The organism is Desulfomonile tiedjei DSM 6799, assembly GCF_000266945.1.
Lineage (GTDB): Bacteria > Desulfobacterota > Desulfomonilia > Desulfomonilales > Desulfomonilaceae > Desulfomonile > Desulfomonile tiedjei.
On record NC_018025.1, the window covers coordinates 2,165,045 to 2,181,874 of the forward strand.

The following is a 16,830-nucleotide window of genomic DNA, read 5'->3' on the forward strand; positions in this document are numbered from 1 at the left end:
AAAAAAAAAGGATTTTTCCAAGATTAATCATCATCATGGTGAATTATTGTTGACGTTATTTATTCACAAATGATAAACATCAGACAATTCGTCCTCGATACGCGTTCCCTCCGAGGTACACATGAACATTGCCAAGCATTTGGATCGAGCCGCTTTCTTCTTCCCGCATCGACCGGCGGTAAGTTACGGCCAATTCGAGATTACTTACCGTGACTTGGATCGCATGGCGAATCGCATAGCAGGGGGGCTTACGGGGTTAGGCATGATGCCTGGGGATCTCGTCGGCCTATGCGCTCCCAATTCGGTGGAATGGATTGCGTTCTATTTTGGCGTGCTCAAGGCAGGGGGGATCGCAGTAACGTTCTCCAGTTCCTTACAGAATGAAGAACTGCAGCTTTTGCTCGATCACAGCAGACCGCGTTTCTTCGTGACCGTCGATGCGAAGCTGGATCAAATCGGGAATTTGCAGGACCGGGCCGGCATCGAAAAGATTATTTCCGAAACCGGAGAGACTTCCCTTCGCAGCATTATTGAAAGCGGTAAGGACTCGTTCAGGACTGTTGAGAGAAAGAGAGACGACACTGCCGCAATTCTCTATACCGGCGGCACTACCGGTACACCCAAAGGGGTGATGTTAACGCACGAAAACATCACAGTGTCGAGTCATAACGTAGCATTTTCCGAGCACTCGTCGGAAATCGATCGATCCCTTTGTTTCCTGCCCCTGAACCATGTTTTCGGCCAGATACACATAATGAATGCCACCATTTTCAGTTGCGGGTGTTTGGAGCTTTTTCCCGGGTACGACCTGGAGCAGGTCCTGGCTAAGACCGCTTCAGGAAAAGTCACGAAGCTGTACGCGGTTCCGACAATTTATACTCGCTTACTGACACTCGAGGGATTGAAGGAAAAGTTGGGGAATGTCCGATACTGTTTTTCGGCAGCAGCCAGCATGGCCGCGGAAATCGTGCGGCAGTGGAAGGATCGAACCGACCTGACCATCTTTGAAGGTTACGGCATGACGGAATCTGCGTCAGCCGTTACGTATAATCATTACTACAGGCACGTTATAGGATCGGTGGGAACCACGGTCCCGGGCATAGAGGTGCAAATCCGGGATCAGGAGGGGAATCAGGTCCCGGAAGGACAGGAAGGTGAGATCTGTATTCGCGGGCGCAACATCATGAAAGGATACCTGAACAACCCTACTGACACCAAAAACGCTTTCTGGGAGGAGGGGTGGTTCCGTTCAGGAGACATCGGGCTACTTGACGAAAACGACTACCTGTTCATCGTGGATCGCCTCAAAGACATGATCATTACAGGGGGAGAAAACGTGTACCCCCGCGAGGTAGAAGAAATCATCTATTCCCGATCCGATGTTCAGGAATGCGCCGTAGTAGGGCTCCCCGATCGTGAGTGGGGAGAACGGGTTACCGCTTTTATTGTTCCCAGACCGGGAAACGAAGTCTCTTCAGAGGACCTGAAAACATACCTGAAGCAGCATCTCTCTGCATTTAAGATTCCGAAGAGATATGTCGTGTTGGAAGAAATGCCCAAGAGCCCGGCAGGGAAGATCCTGAAACGGGAACTCAGGAAACAATTCTCGGGCGAAGACCGATAACAATGTGTGGATTTCAAGGGGAACATCCCAAGTAAAGGAGAGTAGAATGAGAAAGATTGTGGCTGTCCATGGTATCTCTATTTTGCTGGTTGTCCTTTTCATCGCCTTGGCAGGATCCGTTCAAGCGGACGAAAAGGTGATAAAGCTCAAGTACTCCAACTTTTTTCCCCCATCCCACAAAAACAGCATTCTTTCGGAACAATGGGGCAAAGAAATCGAAAAAAGGACTAACGGAAGAATCAAAGTCACTTACTTTGCCGGGAACACGCTGACCCCTCCCACTCAGACCTACGACAGTGTGGTCAAGGGAATAGCCGACGTCGGGCAGAGCCTTGTGGGGTACGCTCCCGGCAGATTTCCGCTGACCGAAGTGCTCGCGTTACCTCTGGGATATTCAAGCGGCATCCAGGCGACGAACTTGTGCAACGAATTCTACAAGAAATTCAAGCCAAAAGAGTTCGAGGATTCCCAGGTCATGTACCTTCATGGACACGGCCCCGGTCTTTTCAACACCAAGAAAGTGATATCGGGCATTGATGACGTCAAAGGGCTGAGAATCAAAGCCAACGCAGAAAATGCGGCAATCGTCTCGGCTATGAATGGGGCTCCGGTAAGTCTTCCTATCACTGAAACATACGACGGTCTGCAGAAGGGTTTAATAGATGGAGTTCTGCTGCCCATAGAACCTATCAAAGGATGGAAATTCTTTGAAATGATCAAAACCACGGTGGAAAATTACGCTATGGCGTACACTGCACCGATTTTCGTGGTGATGAACAAAGATAAGTGGAATTCACTTCCCAAGGATATTCAAGAAATTATTACACAGGTAAATCTTGAATGGGTTGAGAAACAAGGGAAACAGTGGACGGAACTGGATGCAGAATCAAAAGAGTTCTGCAGCAAAAAGGGGATTAAATTCGTAAAAGCAAGTCCTGAAGACGAGGCCAAAACTGCCGAAAAGATGAAACCCATTCTCGCCGAATACGTCAAGGCGACTATGGCCAAGGGGTTACCAGGAGACGAGTCGCTGCAGTTCTGTGTGGAATACATCAAGTCGCATCCATAATTCCACCCGGTGAGTGTCTGTCAACCTCCTTGCGGCAGACACTCTTCCCTGAAAGGAACGACGATCGTGAAGAGGTTCAAAGCTGCAGTTCTGAAAGCCGATTTCTCGCTCTTTTCCATTTCGGGAATCGCTCTCGTATGTATGATGGGCATAACCCTGGTAGATGTGACAATGAGGTCCATTGGCAGGCCGATTGTGGGTAGTGTGGAGCTCATTTCCTTTCTGGGTGCCATAGCTATCGGGTTTGCGGTACCTTACACCACCTGGACAAAGGGACATATTCTCGTGGACTTCGTACTTGAGAAGCTTTCACCCAAGTCCCGTAGGATACTTCTGGCACTCACAAGATCTGCCGGTATCATGCTGTTTCTTCTGGCAGGGTACAATTTCATCCTTTATGGAATGGATCTCATGAGATCGAATCAGATAAGCGGAGCCTTCAAGCTGCCACTATATCCAATCGCATTCGGTCTTGCGATTAGCTGTTTCATGCAAGTGGCGACCCTGTTTTGCGACCTGGTGAACGTGGTCTACGGAGAAAAGCATGAGTGAAATTGCCACCGGAATCTTGGCGCTCTTTGTACTGATACTCCTCTTCCTGACAGGATTTGAACTGGCGTTTGCCATGGCTTTTCTCGGTTTTATTGGATTCAGCTATCTCGTTTCATTCAGTGCTGCGTCAAATCTGCTCGTCAAGGATTTCTTTGAAACGTTTTCATCGTACGGATTTACGGTAATCCCGCTCTTTGTACTAATGGGACAGATTGCATCCAATTCGAATATTGCGAAGCGACTGTACGTGGCAACGCATAAATTCGTGGGGCATATCCCTGGTGGAATCGCTATGACTACGGTCGCCGGAGCGACGCTGTTCAAGGCCATGTGCGGCTCCACCCTGGCAACTGCAGCAACTTTCGCTGGAATAGCCATCCCGGAAATGGATCGTTACGGGTATGACAAAAAATTGTCCACCGGCGTGGTTGCCTCGGTAGGCACTCTGGGAATGCTTATTCCGCCCAGCATCGTGCTCATCATCTATTCCATTATCGTAGAGGAATCCATAGGCAAGATGTTCCTGGCGGGGATTATTCCCGGGCTCCTCATTTCCTGCTTCTTCATGATGGTCATCTGCGGTTGGGTGACAATCAATCCTGCTATTGCTCCCCGTGCAGAGAGGGTCCCTTGGGCCCTCAGGTTGAGAGCTTTACCGGAATTTTTCTGGGTCGCCATGATATTCCTGGTCGTGATCGGCGGGCTCATGTGGGGGTGGTTTTCTCCTACCGAGGCAGGCAGCATGGGCACCTTTGCAGTACTGCTGCTAGCGGGTTCAAGAAGAGAGTTGACGCTTAAGGGATTTCTCAAATCCATAGACGAATCGCTCCGTACTGCATGCATGGTGCTACTCTTAATTGCCGGTTCAACGGTGCTCGGCCATTTTCTTACCGTTACGGAGATCCCGCTCGTTGCGGCCGACTGGATAACCGGGCTTCCTCTGCATCCTGCTCTTGTCATGATGCTCATTATCATTGTATATCTTATCGGAGGATCGTTTATCGACGATCTTGCATTCATGATCCTTGCGACTCCCATCTTCTATCCGGCAGTGATAAAGCTGGGGTACGATCCCATGTGGTTCGGCATTATGATCGCGATTACCGTCATGATCGGTGTCATCATTCCGCCGGTGGCGATTTGCGTTTTTGTGGTAAAAAGCATTACGGGTGTTCCAATGAGCGTGATTTACAAGGGCTGTTTACCGTTTCTTCTGAGTCTGTTTGCCTGTGCGGCGATTCTCTTTCTTTTTCCTGATATCGTAACGTTTCTTCCGAACCTGCTGATGGGCGGATAGTGGAGAGTTTGGAGGCAGCGGTTGCGGAGCATAGGCGCCGGTCCAAGACCGGTCAGTACCTGAGTAGACAGAGGTGAGTCAAGATAGCAGCCAATGTCCCCCTTTCATAAAGGGGGATTCAGGGGGATTTTCACTATTTACAGAGGTTTAGCTTAAAATCCCCCCGGCCCCCCTTTAAAAAAGGGGGGTGAGGGACGAGATGGTGAGTAGATGCCGATGCTTTTTTTCACTCTTAATGAAGAGGACACATGCCTTAGCGTCAGTCGCTCATAGAGTGAAGTCAACCTCTCGGTTTATCACAATAACCAGTGATTACGCATATATCAAGAGACGACTGTGAGGACTTATGGAACATATAGAGCGATTCGGTCTGACCGAAGAAGAAAGAATCCTGCAGCAGACGGTCAGACGCCTGGCCAAAGAGAAAGTAGCCCCTGGTGCCGCCCAGAGAGATATAGACGGGGAATTTGCGCCAGACATGGTGGAACTCATGGTGCAAAACGGTCTCATGGGCATCGACTTTCCCTCGGAATACGGGGGCATGGAAGCGGGACTGCTGGCGCTCTGTATGGTTATCGAAGAATTTGCCAAGGTGGACATGGCCACGGCAATGATACCTTCCACCCAGGAATTGGGCAGTCTCCCCATTATTCTTGCCGGAAATCACGAGCAGAAGCAGAAATATCTCGAACCCCTTTCGGTAGGCGAGAAACTGTCGGCTTTTGCCTTGACTGAAGCGAAAGGCGGCTCGGATGTTGCGGCGCTCAAAACGCGAGCTGTGCGAAAAGGAGACTCGTACATTTTGAACGGCACCAAAATGTTCATAACCAATGGCGGTGTGGCAGATATTCTCACGGTGTATGCCGTTACCAATCCGGACGAGAAATCGCATCGGGCCGCAAGTGTCTTTGTCGTGGAAAAAGGTATGCCAGGGTTCACGGTAGGTAAGAAAGAAAGCAAAATGGGAATCCGTTCGTCGGAAACCCGGGAACTCATCTTCGACAATGTGGAAGTTCCTGTCGAGAACCGTCTAGGGGAGGAAGGTGACGGTTTCCATATCATGATGAAAACCCTGGACTTCACTCGACCTGCTGTGGCGGCACAGGCACTCGGAGTCGCACAAGGAGCTTTCGAGTACGCAACGCAATACGCCAAAGAACGCGAGACGTTTGGGAAACCAATCATCAAGCATCAAGCCATAGCTTCCAAACTCGCGGACATGGCAATGAAAATCGCGGCTGCTCGACAACTACTCTACAGAACCTGCGACCTTCTCCAGACGTATGCTCGCAAAGATCTTTCGAGATTGTCGCCGGAAATCATACGATACTCGTCCATGTCCAAGGCGTTTTGCTCGGATGTGGCTATGGAAACTGCAATCGAGGCGGTTCAAATTCTGGGAGGATACGGCTATATGATGGAGTATCCCGTAGAACGCTTCATGCGTGATGCCAAAATCACCCAAATATACGAAGGAACAAACGAAATACAACGCATAGTAATCGCCTCAACCCTATGAAATACCCCTGCGCTCTGAAGGCAGTAGAATTTGGGGAAACACTTCTTACAAGAAGGGTTTCCCCGAATTTACTTCTTCCAGTGCACAAGGGATGGTGATCGTGAGTGTTTGGACAGAGGTGGAAGGAAAAATGAAGCATCGAATCAGATTCAAGGTAAATGGAGACGAGTATTCATTGGCGGTGGACCCGTGGAAGACTCTGAATGAAATGTTGCGGGACGACCTCAATCTTACGGGGACGAAGTTGGGGTGTGGGACAGGTGACTGCGGAGCCTGCACGGTAATCGTGGACGACCGAAGTGTAAGCTCGTGTTTAACTTTGGCCGTTTCGGTCGATGGGAAATCCATTCGAACCGTGGAAGGTCTTGCGCCTTCCGGTGAAGAGCTTCACCCCATCCAGGAAGCCTTTGTCAAGACGGGAGCGATTCAATGCGGCTTTTGCACTTCCGGCATGGAGATGTCGGCTCTTCATCTCTTGAGTCACAATCCCACGCCAACTGAGAAGGAAATTAGAGCGGGTCTTTCAGGAAATCTGTGTAGATGCACGGGGTACAACCAGATTGTGGAAGCGATTTCCGTCGCGGCAGAAAAAATGCGAGCCGATGAATCGGAAGAGGTTGAATCATGAGATTACCCAGATTCGAATACTTTGCTCCGACCACACTGGAATCTGCTCTGAAACTGCTCACGGAACAGGGTGAGGGCGCTTATGTTATGGCAGGAGGAACAGACGTCCTGGTAAAGATGACCCATGGTCGTCTCAAACCCACGGCGATTATCAGCCTCCAAGCGGTTGAAGATTTAAGTACCATACACTTTGACGCCGATCGGGGATTGACCGTCGGCGCGACCGCCCGAATCGCCGAAGTTGTCTCCCATCCCGATATCCTGAAGTACTATCCGGCTCTTGCTCATGCAGGGCAGGTGATGGCCAACGTTCAAGTGCGCAACATGGGCACTGTTGTGGGAAATCTGTGCAACGCGGCTCCGTCTGCGGACAATGCTCCACCTCTCATTGCCTTGAGAGGAGAAGCCATACTTAAGAGTCTGAAGGGAGAAAGACGGCTGCCACTCGATCGGTTTTTCAAGGGGCCTGGAATTACAGCCATCGAACAGGGTGAGATACTGACTTCGATACATGTGCCGCCGCCTCCACAACAGTCCGGGACTTCTTACAAACGCATATCTGCACGCTGTGGAGTGGACATTGCTGCTGTATGCGTTGCCGTCACCGGAATCTTCGACGGCGAAATCTGCAAAGAGGCTCGGGTGGTCCTTGGCGCTGTGGCGCCTATCCCCATGCGAGCACCAAGAACTGAGGATCTTATCCAAGGTCAGGCATGGTCCGAGGAACTTATCCGGAAAGCCGGCGATCAGGCTTCAGAGGAAGCGAAGCCCATCTCGGACGTGAGAGCAAGCGCAGAGTGGCGCAAGAAGATGGTAGCTGTTCTGACTCGACGGGCTATGGAAGAAGCCCTTGATTTTGCCGGGCAGCGCTAGCTCAAACGGAAAGGAAGGACTATGAAAGAGTTCAGCATCATAGGAAAAGATGTCCCCAGAACCGATGGTGAAGCCAAAGCACGAGGGGCTGCCATATATACGGACGATATGAAGCTGCCGGGAATGCTGCACGGAAGAATACTAAGAAGCCCGTTTGCGCACGCACTGATCAAGAGTATCGATGTCAGCCGAGCTGCCTCACTCCCGGGAGTGAAATGCGTACTCACCGCAAACGACACTCCCAAGATCAAATATGGCAACTGGAGACTTTTTCCGGACACTCAGGACGAATACCCCCTGGCTATCGACAAAGTAAGATTCATCGGTGATGAAGTCGCCGCAGTAGCCGCAATTGACAAAGACATTGCGGAAGAAGCCCTGGCGCTTATTACCGTGGAATACGAAGAATTACCCGCAGTTTTCGATGTCGATTCATCCATGCAGACCGGAGCTCCTGTCATCCATGACTACTGCCCCACCAATGTCAGCGTCAATCGAAAGATTCAGTACGGAGACGTGGAAAAGGGGTTTGCTGAATCCGACTACGTGAGGGAAGATGTTTTCAGGGTTCATTCAGTGAGCCATGCGTATCTTGAGCCCTGTTCAGCACTGGCGCAAGTCGACCTGGACGGGCGCATCACCCTGTGGAGTTCCACTCAAGTTCCTTACATCGTGCAATGTCTCTTGGCTTCAACCCTGGGAATGCGGGAAAACGATATCCGAGTAATCAAACCCTATATCGGAGGCGGTTTCGGCGGAAAAATGGAACTGCGCACCTGGGAATTCTGTGCAGCTCTTATGGCGAAGAAAACCGGAAAACCCGTGAAATTCACTCTGAGCAGGGAAGAGGAGTTCCTTGCAGGCAGACGCCGACACGGTATGAAACTCCACTCCAGAGTCGGATTCAAGAAGGACGGAACGCTCGTAGCAAAAGACTTGAGAATCCAGTTAGATGGTGGAGCGTTCAATGCCATGGGGCCCACAGCCACATTCCTGTGTGGAAACTTCGGAGCTATGCTGTATCGCTATCCGAACTACAGGTTCCACGGGGAGCATGTGTACACGAACAAGCCTCCGGCCAGCGCTATGCGTGGTTTCGGTGCTCCTCAATCGCTGTATGCGACGGAAATCCAGATGAACATCGCAGCAGAAGATCTCGGGATCGACCCCGTCGATCTCAGGCTCAAGAATGCCCAGGTAAGCGGAGACAAGATTCCCGACGTTGCAACCATTTCCAGTTGCGGCTTCGTGGAGTCCATACAAGCAGTGGCTGAGATGAGCGGATGGAAAGAGAAACGGAAAAACCTCAAGCCTGGGCAGGGTATGGGCATCGGTTGCTACAGTTTTATCTCCGGTGGAGTGTTCAACTGGTTCAACACGCAATATCCGTTTTCTGCAGCAGAAGTAAGAGCATTTTCCGACGGCACCGTGCATCTGCTCACCATGGCTTCCGACATAGGGCAGGGCTCGGACACGGTCCTGAAGCAGATATTGGCAGAGGAACTCGGATTGACCATGGCTGACATCCGCATGACTTCTGCGGATACCTCCATGACCCCACAAGGCGACCTTGGCACCTGGGGAAGTCGTGTTACCTTAATGGCAGGAAACGCCGTACTCGATGCAGCAAAGAAGATCAAAGAGCAGCTTTTCGGTGCGGTATCGGCAAGATTCAATCTCAATGTGGTTCATGAGATCGAATGCAAAAACGGACGGGTGCAGTCCAAGGCGAGACCCGATTATGGCATGTCATTCGGAGACGCTGTGGCCATGGTCCAGAAGGCCAACAGAGGGGAGCCGTTATTCGCTCGCGGTTCGTACACTCCAAGGGACAAAGGCCTGGTGACTCCAGCATTCGGATTCGGCGCCCAGGTGGCTGAGGTGGAGGTTGACCGAGAAACCGGCCTGGTGGAAGTCAAGCAGATGTGGACAGCTCACGACTGCGGAACGGTAGTGAATCCGAGAAGCGTTGAAGGACAGCTCGCGGGATCCATTCAAATGGGATTGGGATATGCGCTTTCAGAGCAGTTCGTCATGGACAAAGGGACAACCCTGAATCCGAACTTCGTGGATTACAAGATGCCTACTGCAGCAGATATGCCGCCCAGTGAGGTGGTCCATATCGATACGTACGAACCGGAAGGACCGTTTGGTGCCAAAGAGTGTGGAGAAGGCCTTGCATCTCCCACTGCTCCTGCGATCTCGGACGCTGTGTACCATGCGACGGGGTACAGGTGTAAAAACTTACCGATAACGCCCGAGAAAATTCTGCAAGCGCTGGGTGAGAAAAAATAGTCTCTGTAAAACCATTTTGCATTCAAGAAGAATGATTGCACTGACCTGCTCCGCAGGTCAGTGGCACCCCTGTATCCGGACTCCATGTCAATCTTGTGTGCCACGGATCTGCCCTGCGGGTCCGTGTTGCCGCCTCAAAGAGAACTATCTTTGCAGGTCCGTATTACCCCCCTTTCGTAAAGGAGGGCTGGAGGGATTTGAATCGGACAATACTTTTGGCAAACATTACAAATACTATTTGCTCTTCGGGAGTCCTACGCTCTGAGCAGCCATAATTCGTTGATTCGGCTTCAGTTTTAGGGCTGCACCTAATTTCGGTTTGTCGATGGACACCCTGAATCCGGTCGGTAATCCTTCGGATGCGCAATACAGATAAACGTTTTCCGCTATGAAGCCGGTGTCCATTCCTGCCAACACCATCTTGATTCCTTCGTCTCCTTCCATCTTGTCCAAATCCGCGACGAAGACGAGGTGAATGGGTGCATCCTTGAATCTGTCCTGCGTGTACGTCAGAGAACAATTATCACCCGATACTTTCGGCTCCAACGTATTTTTCTTGGCATCATAGAGGTAAATCCCCTGTTTCATCGCAACATACAGATCTGTCTCTTGCCAATTCTTGGCACTGGGAGCAGTGCGACGACCGTCTCCACGATTTATGCCCCATGCAGCCCAAAGCAAATTTGAGAGCACCTGTTCCGAGAGCTCGCCACTGTATTCCCGAGTGGTTTTTCTGTCTTTGAGCGCCTGCACCAAAGACTTGCTCGGATCGAGCCTGGGCTCGGGTAGTTGAATAGGTTTCAACTCTTGAGCAAATGCAGAAAGGCACAGCCCTATGACAAACACCAGACTCATTGAAGTTACAATAAGGAGTCGATATTTCATTGAATCCTCCGTGTGAGACCATGTTTTTGGTGGAGAAAGTCTCACCTCTTTTTTCAGCCCTACCATGAAGTCCCGCTGTTCGCAAGGGACGCCTACAAGCATCTATTGCGATTACTGAAATGGAAGTTCCTGCCGACACGAAACTGGTGCGCGTCCCATAAACGTTAAAGTAAGAGCATCCATTTTCAACTTTCCTGGTGGGGGTCGGCGTCTCTGCCGACCCATGTTGATGGAAAACGCCCGCAAACAGCTAGGATCTACCATTCAGCAACTAACAAAAATAAATAAGCCCCCGGCTTTGCCGGGGTGAACCCTTTAAGGTTTGACCGTGCGAGGCAGTAGAGAGCAACCTCCCAGAACACACCAAGTTTCAATTCTGGGAGGTTATGATGAAAGATTATCAAAGCCTAAACCACACGAAATGGGATTGCAAGTATCATGTGGTTTTCATTCCGAAGCGGCGCCGGAAGCAGATCTATGGGGCACTTCGGAAGCACCTTGGAGAGATGTTTCATGATTTGGCTCGACGGAAAGAGTCGAGGATAATCGAAGGGCACCTGTGTTCGGATCACGTCCACATGTGCGTCAGTATTCCCCCGAAGTTTGCCGTATCCAGTGTGATCGGATACATCAAGGGAAAAAGTGCGATCTCAATCGCAAGGAACTTCACGTCGAGAAAGAGGAATTTCACGGGAGAGAGCTTCTGGGCAAGAGGGTACTATGTCTCGACTGTGGGATTGGACGAAGAGTCCGTCAAAAAGTATATCCGTGAGCAGGAGGCGGAAGATGCCCGGCTGGAGCAACTCAATATGCTCCATGCGGAGACGCCCCCTTCAGGGGGCTCATGAACATGCCCCTTTGAGGGGCTAACAGGAATATGCCCCCGGCTTTGCCGGGGGTCATTTAACTTAATCCTTGTCATTGCGAGGAGCGCAGCGACGTGGCAATCGCCCGGGAGTCAGGTCCTTAATGTCAGGCGATTGCTTCGCTTCGCTCGCAATGACAGTTATTCAGACACCCTGGCAAAAATGATGCGGTTCCCTTTGATCAGCACATCCTGCGCGGGGGATTCTTATTTTAGCGCCTACGGGTGCACGTCTCAATCGAACACCTCTCTTGCTATATTCTCGCATGCAGTGTTATTGTTTTCTCAATAACAGCCAAACGGTGGACGACATATGACACAGCACAATCACAAGCATCCAAGATCGCACGATCACACACAAAATGACGAAGAAGACTCCTGGAAATTTCATAAAGACTGGCGGGTATGGCTGGTGGTAGGTATGATGCTTGCCGCAATGTGTATTTACGTTCTCACGCTTGATGAGTCGGTCGTGCCGGCTATCATGAGACAGTAAGGCCGAATCGATCGGTTGATTATGACGGCGTTCTTCTCCTGAAGAGAGCTAACCAATATTCGGTTTTGGGAGGATAGGTGAGATTTGTTTGTCCAAGATCGTAGACTGTAGGGCTGGGAGGAACGATCTTTACAGTTCCCACCAATTCACAGAAATCTTTCGTGTACTTCTCGAACCACCTCAGTATGAACCTGTCCGACCGGTTAGTCCATCCCCACGATGTGCTCACGTGAACGTAAAGAAGATATTTCGGCTTTGACTCAACAATTTCCCTTGCCATTTCACGCTGCAATTCACTCGCGAACGGATGTCCTTCAGTAAGTGGATAAGTGTAGATGAAGCCGGTAGCCGACTTTCTTTGCGAGTAGAAAAATATCTGGGGCTCCGAACCCAGCACTGCGACGGTATCGTCCGGGGATGTGTTTTGTGCCAGATAGTCAGCTACAATCAGGGATTCAGGGAAGGGATTGGCTCCATGCACCATGCGGGAAGCAGTGGAAGAGTCAGACTGGAATAAGAACTGCCTGCAGGAATAACAAACCCAGGATACCGCCACGATTGTTATGATCCCCACAAGCGCACCAGCAACGGGAACGGAGATCTTCTCCTTGGCGGATTTCCACAGCGCGGACACGGTCACTCCGGCGCAAATGGAAATAGCGGGTACAAGCAGAATGAAATAGTGGGATCTGAAATAGAGTCCCGGGCACACCGATGCCACGGAAAACAAAAGAAAAGCTATTGCCGGTACCGATCTGTTGTCGCTTCTAACACGGACAAGCATGTACAACAGCCCAGTAACGGCCAGCAACCATATGACGAAGGCATTTGCAACAGTCTCCCGGTGATTATAAACAAGAATATCGGGAACCATGCTGAGAGGGATCTGGGAAACGTATTCCCGGGCATAAGTCACGGTCCAAAACCAGAACCTATCGAATACCCCGGCTTTCCACATAATTACGCATAACAACAGATAGGGTAGGGCAGCTCCCACTACGAAGATCAGCACGTGTAGAAGAGATTTACGAAAAGTTGAATTCGATCTTCGCCACTCGGTCACAACAATGGTAAACACGCCAAAGAGAATAAAAAAAACACCATGCTGCTTTATCGTGAACCCGAGTCCCATCAGAATTCCAGCAGCAAGGAAAGCAAGCCGTTTGCCTGAATCCAGGGCGTAGAACAGGAGGAGGATTCCCCCCAGAGCCGGCAGCAGGACAAAATGCTCTGAATTCGCAAAAACCCCGTCAACATCTGGGCTCAAAGACAGAATAGCAAAGAAGATTGCTCCACAGAACCCGGTCATATCGTCCCAGAGCCTGCGACCGAGGAACAGAACCAAAATGCAGGTAGCCACATTGACGATCAGTAAACCAAGATGAATGGCAACATGCGTCTGTCCGAGAAGCGCCATGATCGCAGCATAGGCCATGTAAATGCCGGGAAGTTTCATGTTGTAAGCTCTGGAAAACGGTGCAATGCCTTCCAACATCAGTTGACCGGCATAGGCATATTCTCCTTCATCACGTTCCAACGGAATGTCGCTCAGGTGAATGCGAACTCCAACCACCAGAATCAACACGAGACCAAGCGCGAGAATTCCCCATCGGCTTCCGAGGATTCCTTGAGCAGCGTTTTGCTTGCTATTCGATTCGATTGTCCTCGCGGTTTCTGCAACCATTCTCGTCATCTCATTCTCAGGATTATTCTATTTCAGAAATGCGGCAGTACCGGCATCTCCATCGTTCGACGTCCGTGACCGGTTGTAGGATAGCTCCTGTTTTTGACCGTATCTTACCGTTTGCTTCGTAGTCAACGAAAATTCGTAGGATTCCGCCCAGACCAGCAGTCTCTATCTGGCAAAAATCATTAATCGCTTGTCAATTTGCCGATCTTGATCTATGTGTTAAATGCGACAGAAGCCCTTTTCAGAAGTTGCGTTCACACAGAATTTACCAATGTCGGACGGGGAAAAAGTCACCATGGGCTCGAAAAAAAATGCTTCAGACAAGAATCCAAAATCCGGAACACCTGGGAAAACGACAGGTCGTGCGAAACAGCAGAAAGTACTCTCCGAAGCCGAATTACAGGCCAGACTGCTCCAGGTGCTCGAAAAGCAGGAAGAACGAGGATTCACGTGTGGTGAGCTCTCCAAGAAGTGCGGGTTGGATTGGCGTCGAGGACTCGCTGTAAAACTGGGAGCGAAGAAGCCCGAGGCAGGTTCTCAGGATGTCCAATCATTTGTATACGATCTCTGGAGAAGAGGGCTCGTGTTCTCGGAACCACCGGGAAAAGGCAAGCGATCATGCAGATTCTGGTCCATGATTGGTGCTAGAGCTCACTTTCCCCTGGCATTTCCGTCATCGGCTGCCCAGATGTCGGAGCCAAATGCATTGTCCGTAGATCGTTTGAAAAGCGCTTATGACAAATTCGTGCCTCAGCATTTGGGCGGATTCGTTCCAATATACAAGGTGCGTCGTGAGCTGGAGGCATTCAAGGAAGAGTTTGACACTCTTCTCAGGAACTTGAATGAACGGGACGAGCCTGTACTGGAACTTTTGGGAGGAGACCCGCAAAAATTTACCGACGACCAGAAGAACGATTCTTTTCGGCGTGGAGATCATCTGTTCCTCCGCATGAGGTGGAGGGAAACATGAAACCGAAATCCCCTGACCTGCCTTTCGATCCGTTTGCCGCGCGAGCTGTGGGCGATCCCTGGAGATCTCCCGAACCTGATATAGCGACGGTGAATGCGCAGCCGTTCGAGAGCATCATTAAACTCCTCGGGCAAATTCATAAGACTCCAAACCTTTCCGCATTGGTTTTGGGAGAAGCTGGGAGCGGGAAGAGTCATTTGATCAAACGACTTATGACTGCTCAAGGGAACAAGCTCATTTTTGTTTACGTACACCCGATGAAGAATCCGGTTACCATGTTCAGTAACCTGTTGGAGCGGGTCATGACCAATCTGGATTGCTCGCCCATGGGATTGGATGCTTTCTTCGGATGCACTCAACTGGACCTCATTGTGGCCAATGTGATCATTGCCGCTCTTGAAGAAAACCTGAAGGGTGGTCAGGTCAAGATTCCCCCACACTCTTTGAAAGCTTTGAAAGCCAATCCCGTCAAGATTTTTCAGCAGCAGAAGAACATGGCGAAGTGGGCCAAGATCTTGTCGAAGACCGAGGAGTTTCTTGCCTCGAAGCTTCCGAAAGACCTCATTTCCAAGATGGTCCTTAAGTTGCTCTTTCATTATCTGGACGACTCCAAGAGAACCATAGTGCAATATCTCCTGAGCGGTTATCCTCCCGATGAAGACGATGCGAAAGCGCTTGGCATAAGGTTCCACGAGATCGATCTCACCATAGAGGCGCAGGAGGAAAGGTCCAAGCAGATCTTGAAAGCCATCGGCAGACTGTTGAGATTCTACCGCCCCATGATCCTTTGTTTCGATCAGTTGGAAAACCTCGATACGACGGCGCTGATCAGTTCCTTCGGAAAGTTGATCTCCGAGATAGTGAATGAAGTCGATAATATCTTGCCCATTGCGTTCATGCGTCCCGATACTCTTGAGTCCGGTTTTTCTGAAGAGAACCTTGATAAAGCAGCACGAGACAGACTTACATCCGAAGTGATCCCCCTTCAAGGGTGCAATTTGGAGCAAGCTTTGGATATCATTAAGGCAAGACTTAATTGGGCTTTTGAGGGATCTTCACAGGCACGCCCCAATCCGTTTTATCCATTCCAGGAGGAAGTGCTTCGCACAGAAATTCTGAAAGACGGAAACACTCCGAGAATGGTTTTGACAACTGCCAGCAAACTGATGGGCCACAAGTTTGTTCCCGAAGATCCTGTCGCGATCGTCAAGAAGTGTTTTCATGCCGAGCGGGAGCAGTTATTGGCAGCCCCCAACAAAGAGCCGTTCGCAAAAGATACCATAGTGGAAGCTCTGCATCTTTATTTCGGCAAGCTGAAGAACAACCTGGAATACGAGATAATTCATTTTGGGCAGGACAAGAATGTCGACCTGCGTCTGGAGATCAAGCGGCTCAAGAATAAGGCCGAGAAACGAAAGCTCGATATTGCGGTGGAAACATCCTCCCACGGAAAAACATTGATCAAGAATCTCGGGAACCTTATCACCAGGATCCAAACCGGCAATACGGATGTAGCGGTTTTCCTCCGGGATGCCGACAGCCCCATACCGCCTGCTCCGAACAAAATGCCCAAGACTGTGGAACAACTCAAGATATTTGAGGATTGCGGCGGAACCAAGCTATATGTGGATTACAGTCAGTTGGCCGATCTCTATGCGCTTGTGTACACGAGAAACAAAATTCCTCCCGGCGACTTGTCATATGTGTCCAACGATCGCGGAGATCGCAAGGTCGTGAGCATGGAGGATTTCGCATCATTTTTGACAGCCCACTATAAGTCTTCATTCCTGGCAAATATTGAAAAAAAGTTCTTAACGGGAAAAACCAGCCGATCCAAACCTCCTCCCGGAATTACTCCTGAACAAGGAGGAGAAATCGTTTCCCGCATCATAGAGGTGCTCGATCGTCCTCCGTACAAGTTCAAGCTGGAACAGATAGCATCCCATCTCCAAAAGCAGAAAGGCGCCGGACAGATTACGCTGGATCAACTCGCTGTGGTCATAAGCCAGCACAATAACGTAATCGGATATTACGCAGTTACTCCTCCTATCTATTTCCTCAAGTAAAA

At 50.3% G+C, this 16,830-nt stretch carries 14 protein-coding genes; 12 read left to right on the top strand and 2 right to left on the bottom strand.

The features are described from left to right. The first annotated feature begins 121 nt into the window (after positions 1-121). The 8 genes from DESTI_RS09050 (at position 122) to DESTI_RS09085 (ending at position 9,856) form a co-directional block, all read left to right on the top strand. On the top strand, positions 122-1,624 hold the full coding sequence (locus DESTI_RS09050) for a class I adenylate-forming enzyme family protein (protein WP_014809662.1): 1,503 nt from the start codon (positions 122-124) through the stop codon (positions 1,622-1,624). A 46-nt stretch (positions 1,625-1,670) separates the two neighbouring features. After that, positions 1,671-2,693, top strand: a complete 1,023-nt coding sequence (locus tag DESTI_RS09055; RefSeq protein ID WP_014809663.1) for a TRAP transporter substrate-binding protein — start codon at positions 1,671-1,673, stop codon at positions 2,691-2,693. A gap of 66 nt (positions 2,694-2,759) precedes the next feature. Continuing rightward, a complete protein-coding gene (locus DESTI_RS09060) occupies positions 2,760-3,245 on the top strand; it encodes a TRAP transporter small permease (RefSeq protein ID WP_014809664.1) in 486 nt (161 codons plus the stop codon). After that, positions 3,238-4,542, top strand: a complete 1,305-nt coding sequence (locus DESTI_RS09065; RefSeq protein WP_014809665.1) for a TRAP transporter large permease — start codon at positions 3,238-3,240, stop codon at positions 4,540-4,542. The genes DESTI_RS09060 and DESTI_RS09065 overlap by 8 nt, the downstream gene beginning before the upstream one ends. 346 nt (positions 4,543-4,888) lie before the next feature. Then, a complete protein-coding gene (locus DESTI_RS09070; RefSeq protein ID WP_014809666.1) occupies positions 4,889-6,061 on the top strand; it encodes an acyl-CoA dehydrogenase family protein in 1,173 nt (390 codons plus the stop codon). 130 nt (positions 6,062-6,191) lie between these two features. Continuing rightward, complete coding sequence (locus tag DESTI_RS09075; RefSeq protein WP_014809667.1) at positions 6,192-6,689, top strand: (2Fe-2S)-binding protein; 498 nt, start codon at positions 6,192-6,194, stop codon at positions 6,687-6,689. Further along, entirely contained in the window at positions 6,686-7,561 is an 876-nt protein-coding gene (locus DESTI_RS09080; RefSeq protein WP_014809668.1) for an FAD binding domain-containing protein, read from the top strand. The genes DESTI_RS09075 and DESTI_RS09080 overlap by 4 nt, the downstream gene beginning before the upstream one ends. A 21-nt stretch (positions 7,562-7,582) precedes the next feature. Then, positions 7,583-9,856 carry a xanthine dehydrogenase family protein molybdopterin-binding subunit gene (locus DESTI_RS09085; protein ID WP_014809669.1) on the top strand — a complete coding sequence of 758 codons (2,274 nt, stop codon included), beginning with the start codon at positions 7,583-7,585 and terminating at the stop codon, positions 9,854-9,856. A gap of 234 nt (positions 9,857-10,090) precedes the next feature. On the opposite strand, the gene DESTI_RS09090 is transcribed toward DESTI_RS09085, so the two are convergent. Beyond that, positions 10,091-10,741 carry a SagB/ThcOx family dehydrogenase gene (locus DESTI_RS09090; RefSeq protein WP_014809670.1) on the bottom strand — a complete coding sequence of 217 codons (651 nt, stop codon included), beginning with the start codon at positions 10,739-10,741 and terminating at the stop codon, positions 10,091-10,093. A gap of 389 nt (positions 10,742-11,130) precedes the next feature. On the opposite strand from DESTI_RS09090, the gene tnpA reads away from it, so the two are divergent. Both tnpA and DESTI_RS30685 read left to right on the top strand, forming a co-directional pair. After that, the gene (gene tnpA / locus DESTI_RS09095; protein ID WP_014809671.1) at positions 11,131-11,589 is read left to right on the top strand and encodes an IS200/IS605 family transposase; all 459 of its coding nucleotides are present in this window, start codon (positions 11,131-11,133) and stop codon (positions 11,587-11,589) included. Between the two features lie 330 nt (positions 11,590-11,919). Beyond that, complete coding sequence (locus DESTI_RS30685) at positions 11,920-12,102, top strand: hypothetical protein (RefSeq protein WP_014809672.1); 183 nt, start codon at positions 11,920-11,922, stop codon at positions 12,100-12,102. Positions 12,103-12,121: 19 nt separating this feature from the next. On the opposite strand, the gene DESTI_RS09100 is transcribed toward DESTI_RS30685, so the two are convergent. Next, positions 12,122-13,795 carry a glycosyltransferase family 39 protein gene (locus tag DESTI_RS09100; protein ID WP_083846686.1) on the bottom strand — a complete coding sequence of 558 codons (1,674 nt, stop codon included), beginning with the start codon at positions 13,793-13,795 and terminating at the stop codon, positions 12,122-12,124. A gap of 292 nt (positions 13,796-14,087) precedes the next feature. On the opposite strand from DESTI_RS09100, the gene DESTI_RS09105 reads away from it, so the two are divergent. Both DESTI_RS09105 and DESTI_RS09110 read left to right on the top strand, forming a co-directional pair. Continuing rightward, a complete protein-coding gene (locus tag DESTI_RS09105; protein WP_014809674.1) occupies positions 14,088-14,762 on the top strand; it encodes a hypothetical protein in 675 nt (224 codons plus the stop codon). Continuing rightward, entirely contained in the window at positions 14,759-16,828 is a 2,070-nt protein-coding gene (locus DESTI_RS09110; RefSeq protein WP_014809675.1) for a hypothetical protein, read from the top strand. Before DESTI_RS09105 ends, DESTI_RS09110 begins: the two co-directional genes overlap by 4 nt. The last annotated feature ends 2 nt before the right edge of the window (positions 16,829-16,830 follow it).

What these genes read in the sequence shown, in the direction of transcription:
- DESTI_RS09050 (WP_014809662.1), top strand. Translation starts at nt 122, where the DNA reads ATGAACATTGCCAAGCATTTGGATCGAGCCGCTTTCTTCTTCCCGCAT.
- DESTI_RS09055 (WP_014809663.1), top strand. Translation starts at nt 1,671, where the DNA reads ATGAGAAAGATTGTGGCTGTCCATGGTATCTCTATTTTGCTGGTTGTC.
- DESTI_RS09065 (WP_014809665.1), top strand. Translation starts at nt 3,238, where the DNA reads ATGAGTGAAATTGCCACCGGAATCTTGGCGCTCTTTGTACTGATACTC.
- DESTI_RS09070 (WP_014809666.1), top strand. Translation starts at nt 4,889, where the DNA reads ATGGAACATATAGAGCGATTCGGTCTGACCGAAGAAGAAAGAATCCTG.
- DESTI_RS09075 (WP_014809667.1), top strand. Translation starts at nt 6,192, where the DNA reads ATGAAGCATCGAATCAGATTCAAGGTAAATGGAGACGAGTATTCATTG.
- DESTI_RS09080 (WP_014809668.1), top strand. Translation starts at nt 6,686, where the DNA reads ATGAGATTACCCAGATTCGAATACTTTGCTCCGACCACACTGGAATCT.
- DESTI_RS09085 (WP_014809669.1), top strand. Translation starts at nt 7,583, where the DNA reads ATGAAAGAGTTCAGCATCATAGGAAAAGATGTCCCCAGAACCGATGGT.
- DESTI_RS09090 (WP_014809670.1), bottom strand. Translation starts at nt 10,741, where the DNA reads ATGAAATATCGACTCCTTATTGTAACTTCAATGAGTCTGGTGTTTGTC.
- tnpA (WP_014809671.1), top strand. Translation starts at nt 11,131, where the DNA reads ATGAAAGATTATCAAAGCCTAAACCACACGAAATGGGATTGCAAGTAT.
- DESTI_RS30685 (WP_014809672.1), top strand. Translation starts at nt 11,920, where the DNA reads ATGACACAGCACAATCACAAGCATCCAAGATCGCACGATCACACACAA.
- DESTI_RS09100 (WP_083846686.1), bottom strand. Translation starts at nt 13,795, where the DNA reads ATGACGAGAATGGTTGCAGAAACCGCGAGGACAATCGAATCGAATAGC.
- DESTI_RS09105 (WP_014809674.1), top strand. Translation starts at nt 14,088, where the DNA reads ATGGGCTCGAAAAAAAATGCTTCAGACAAGAATCCAAAATCCGGAACA.
- DESTI_RS09110 (WP_014809675.1), top strand. Translation starts at nt 14,759, where the DNA reads ATGAAACCGAAATCCCCTGACCTGCCTTTCGATCCGTTTGCCGCGCGA.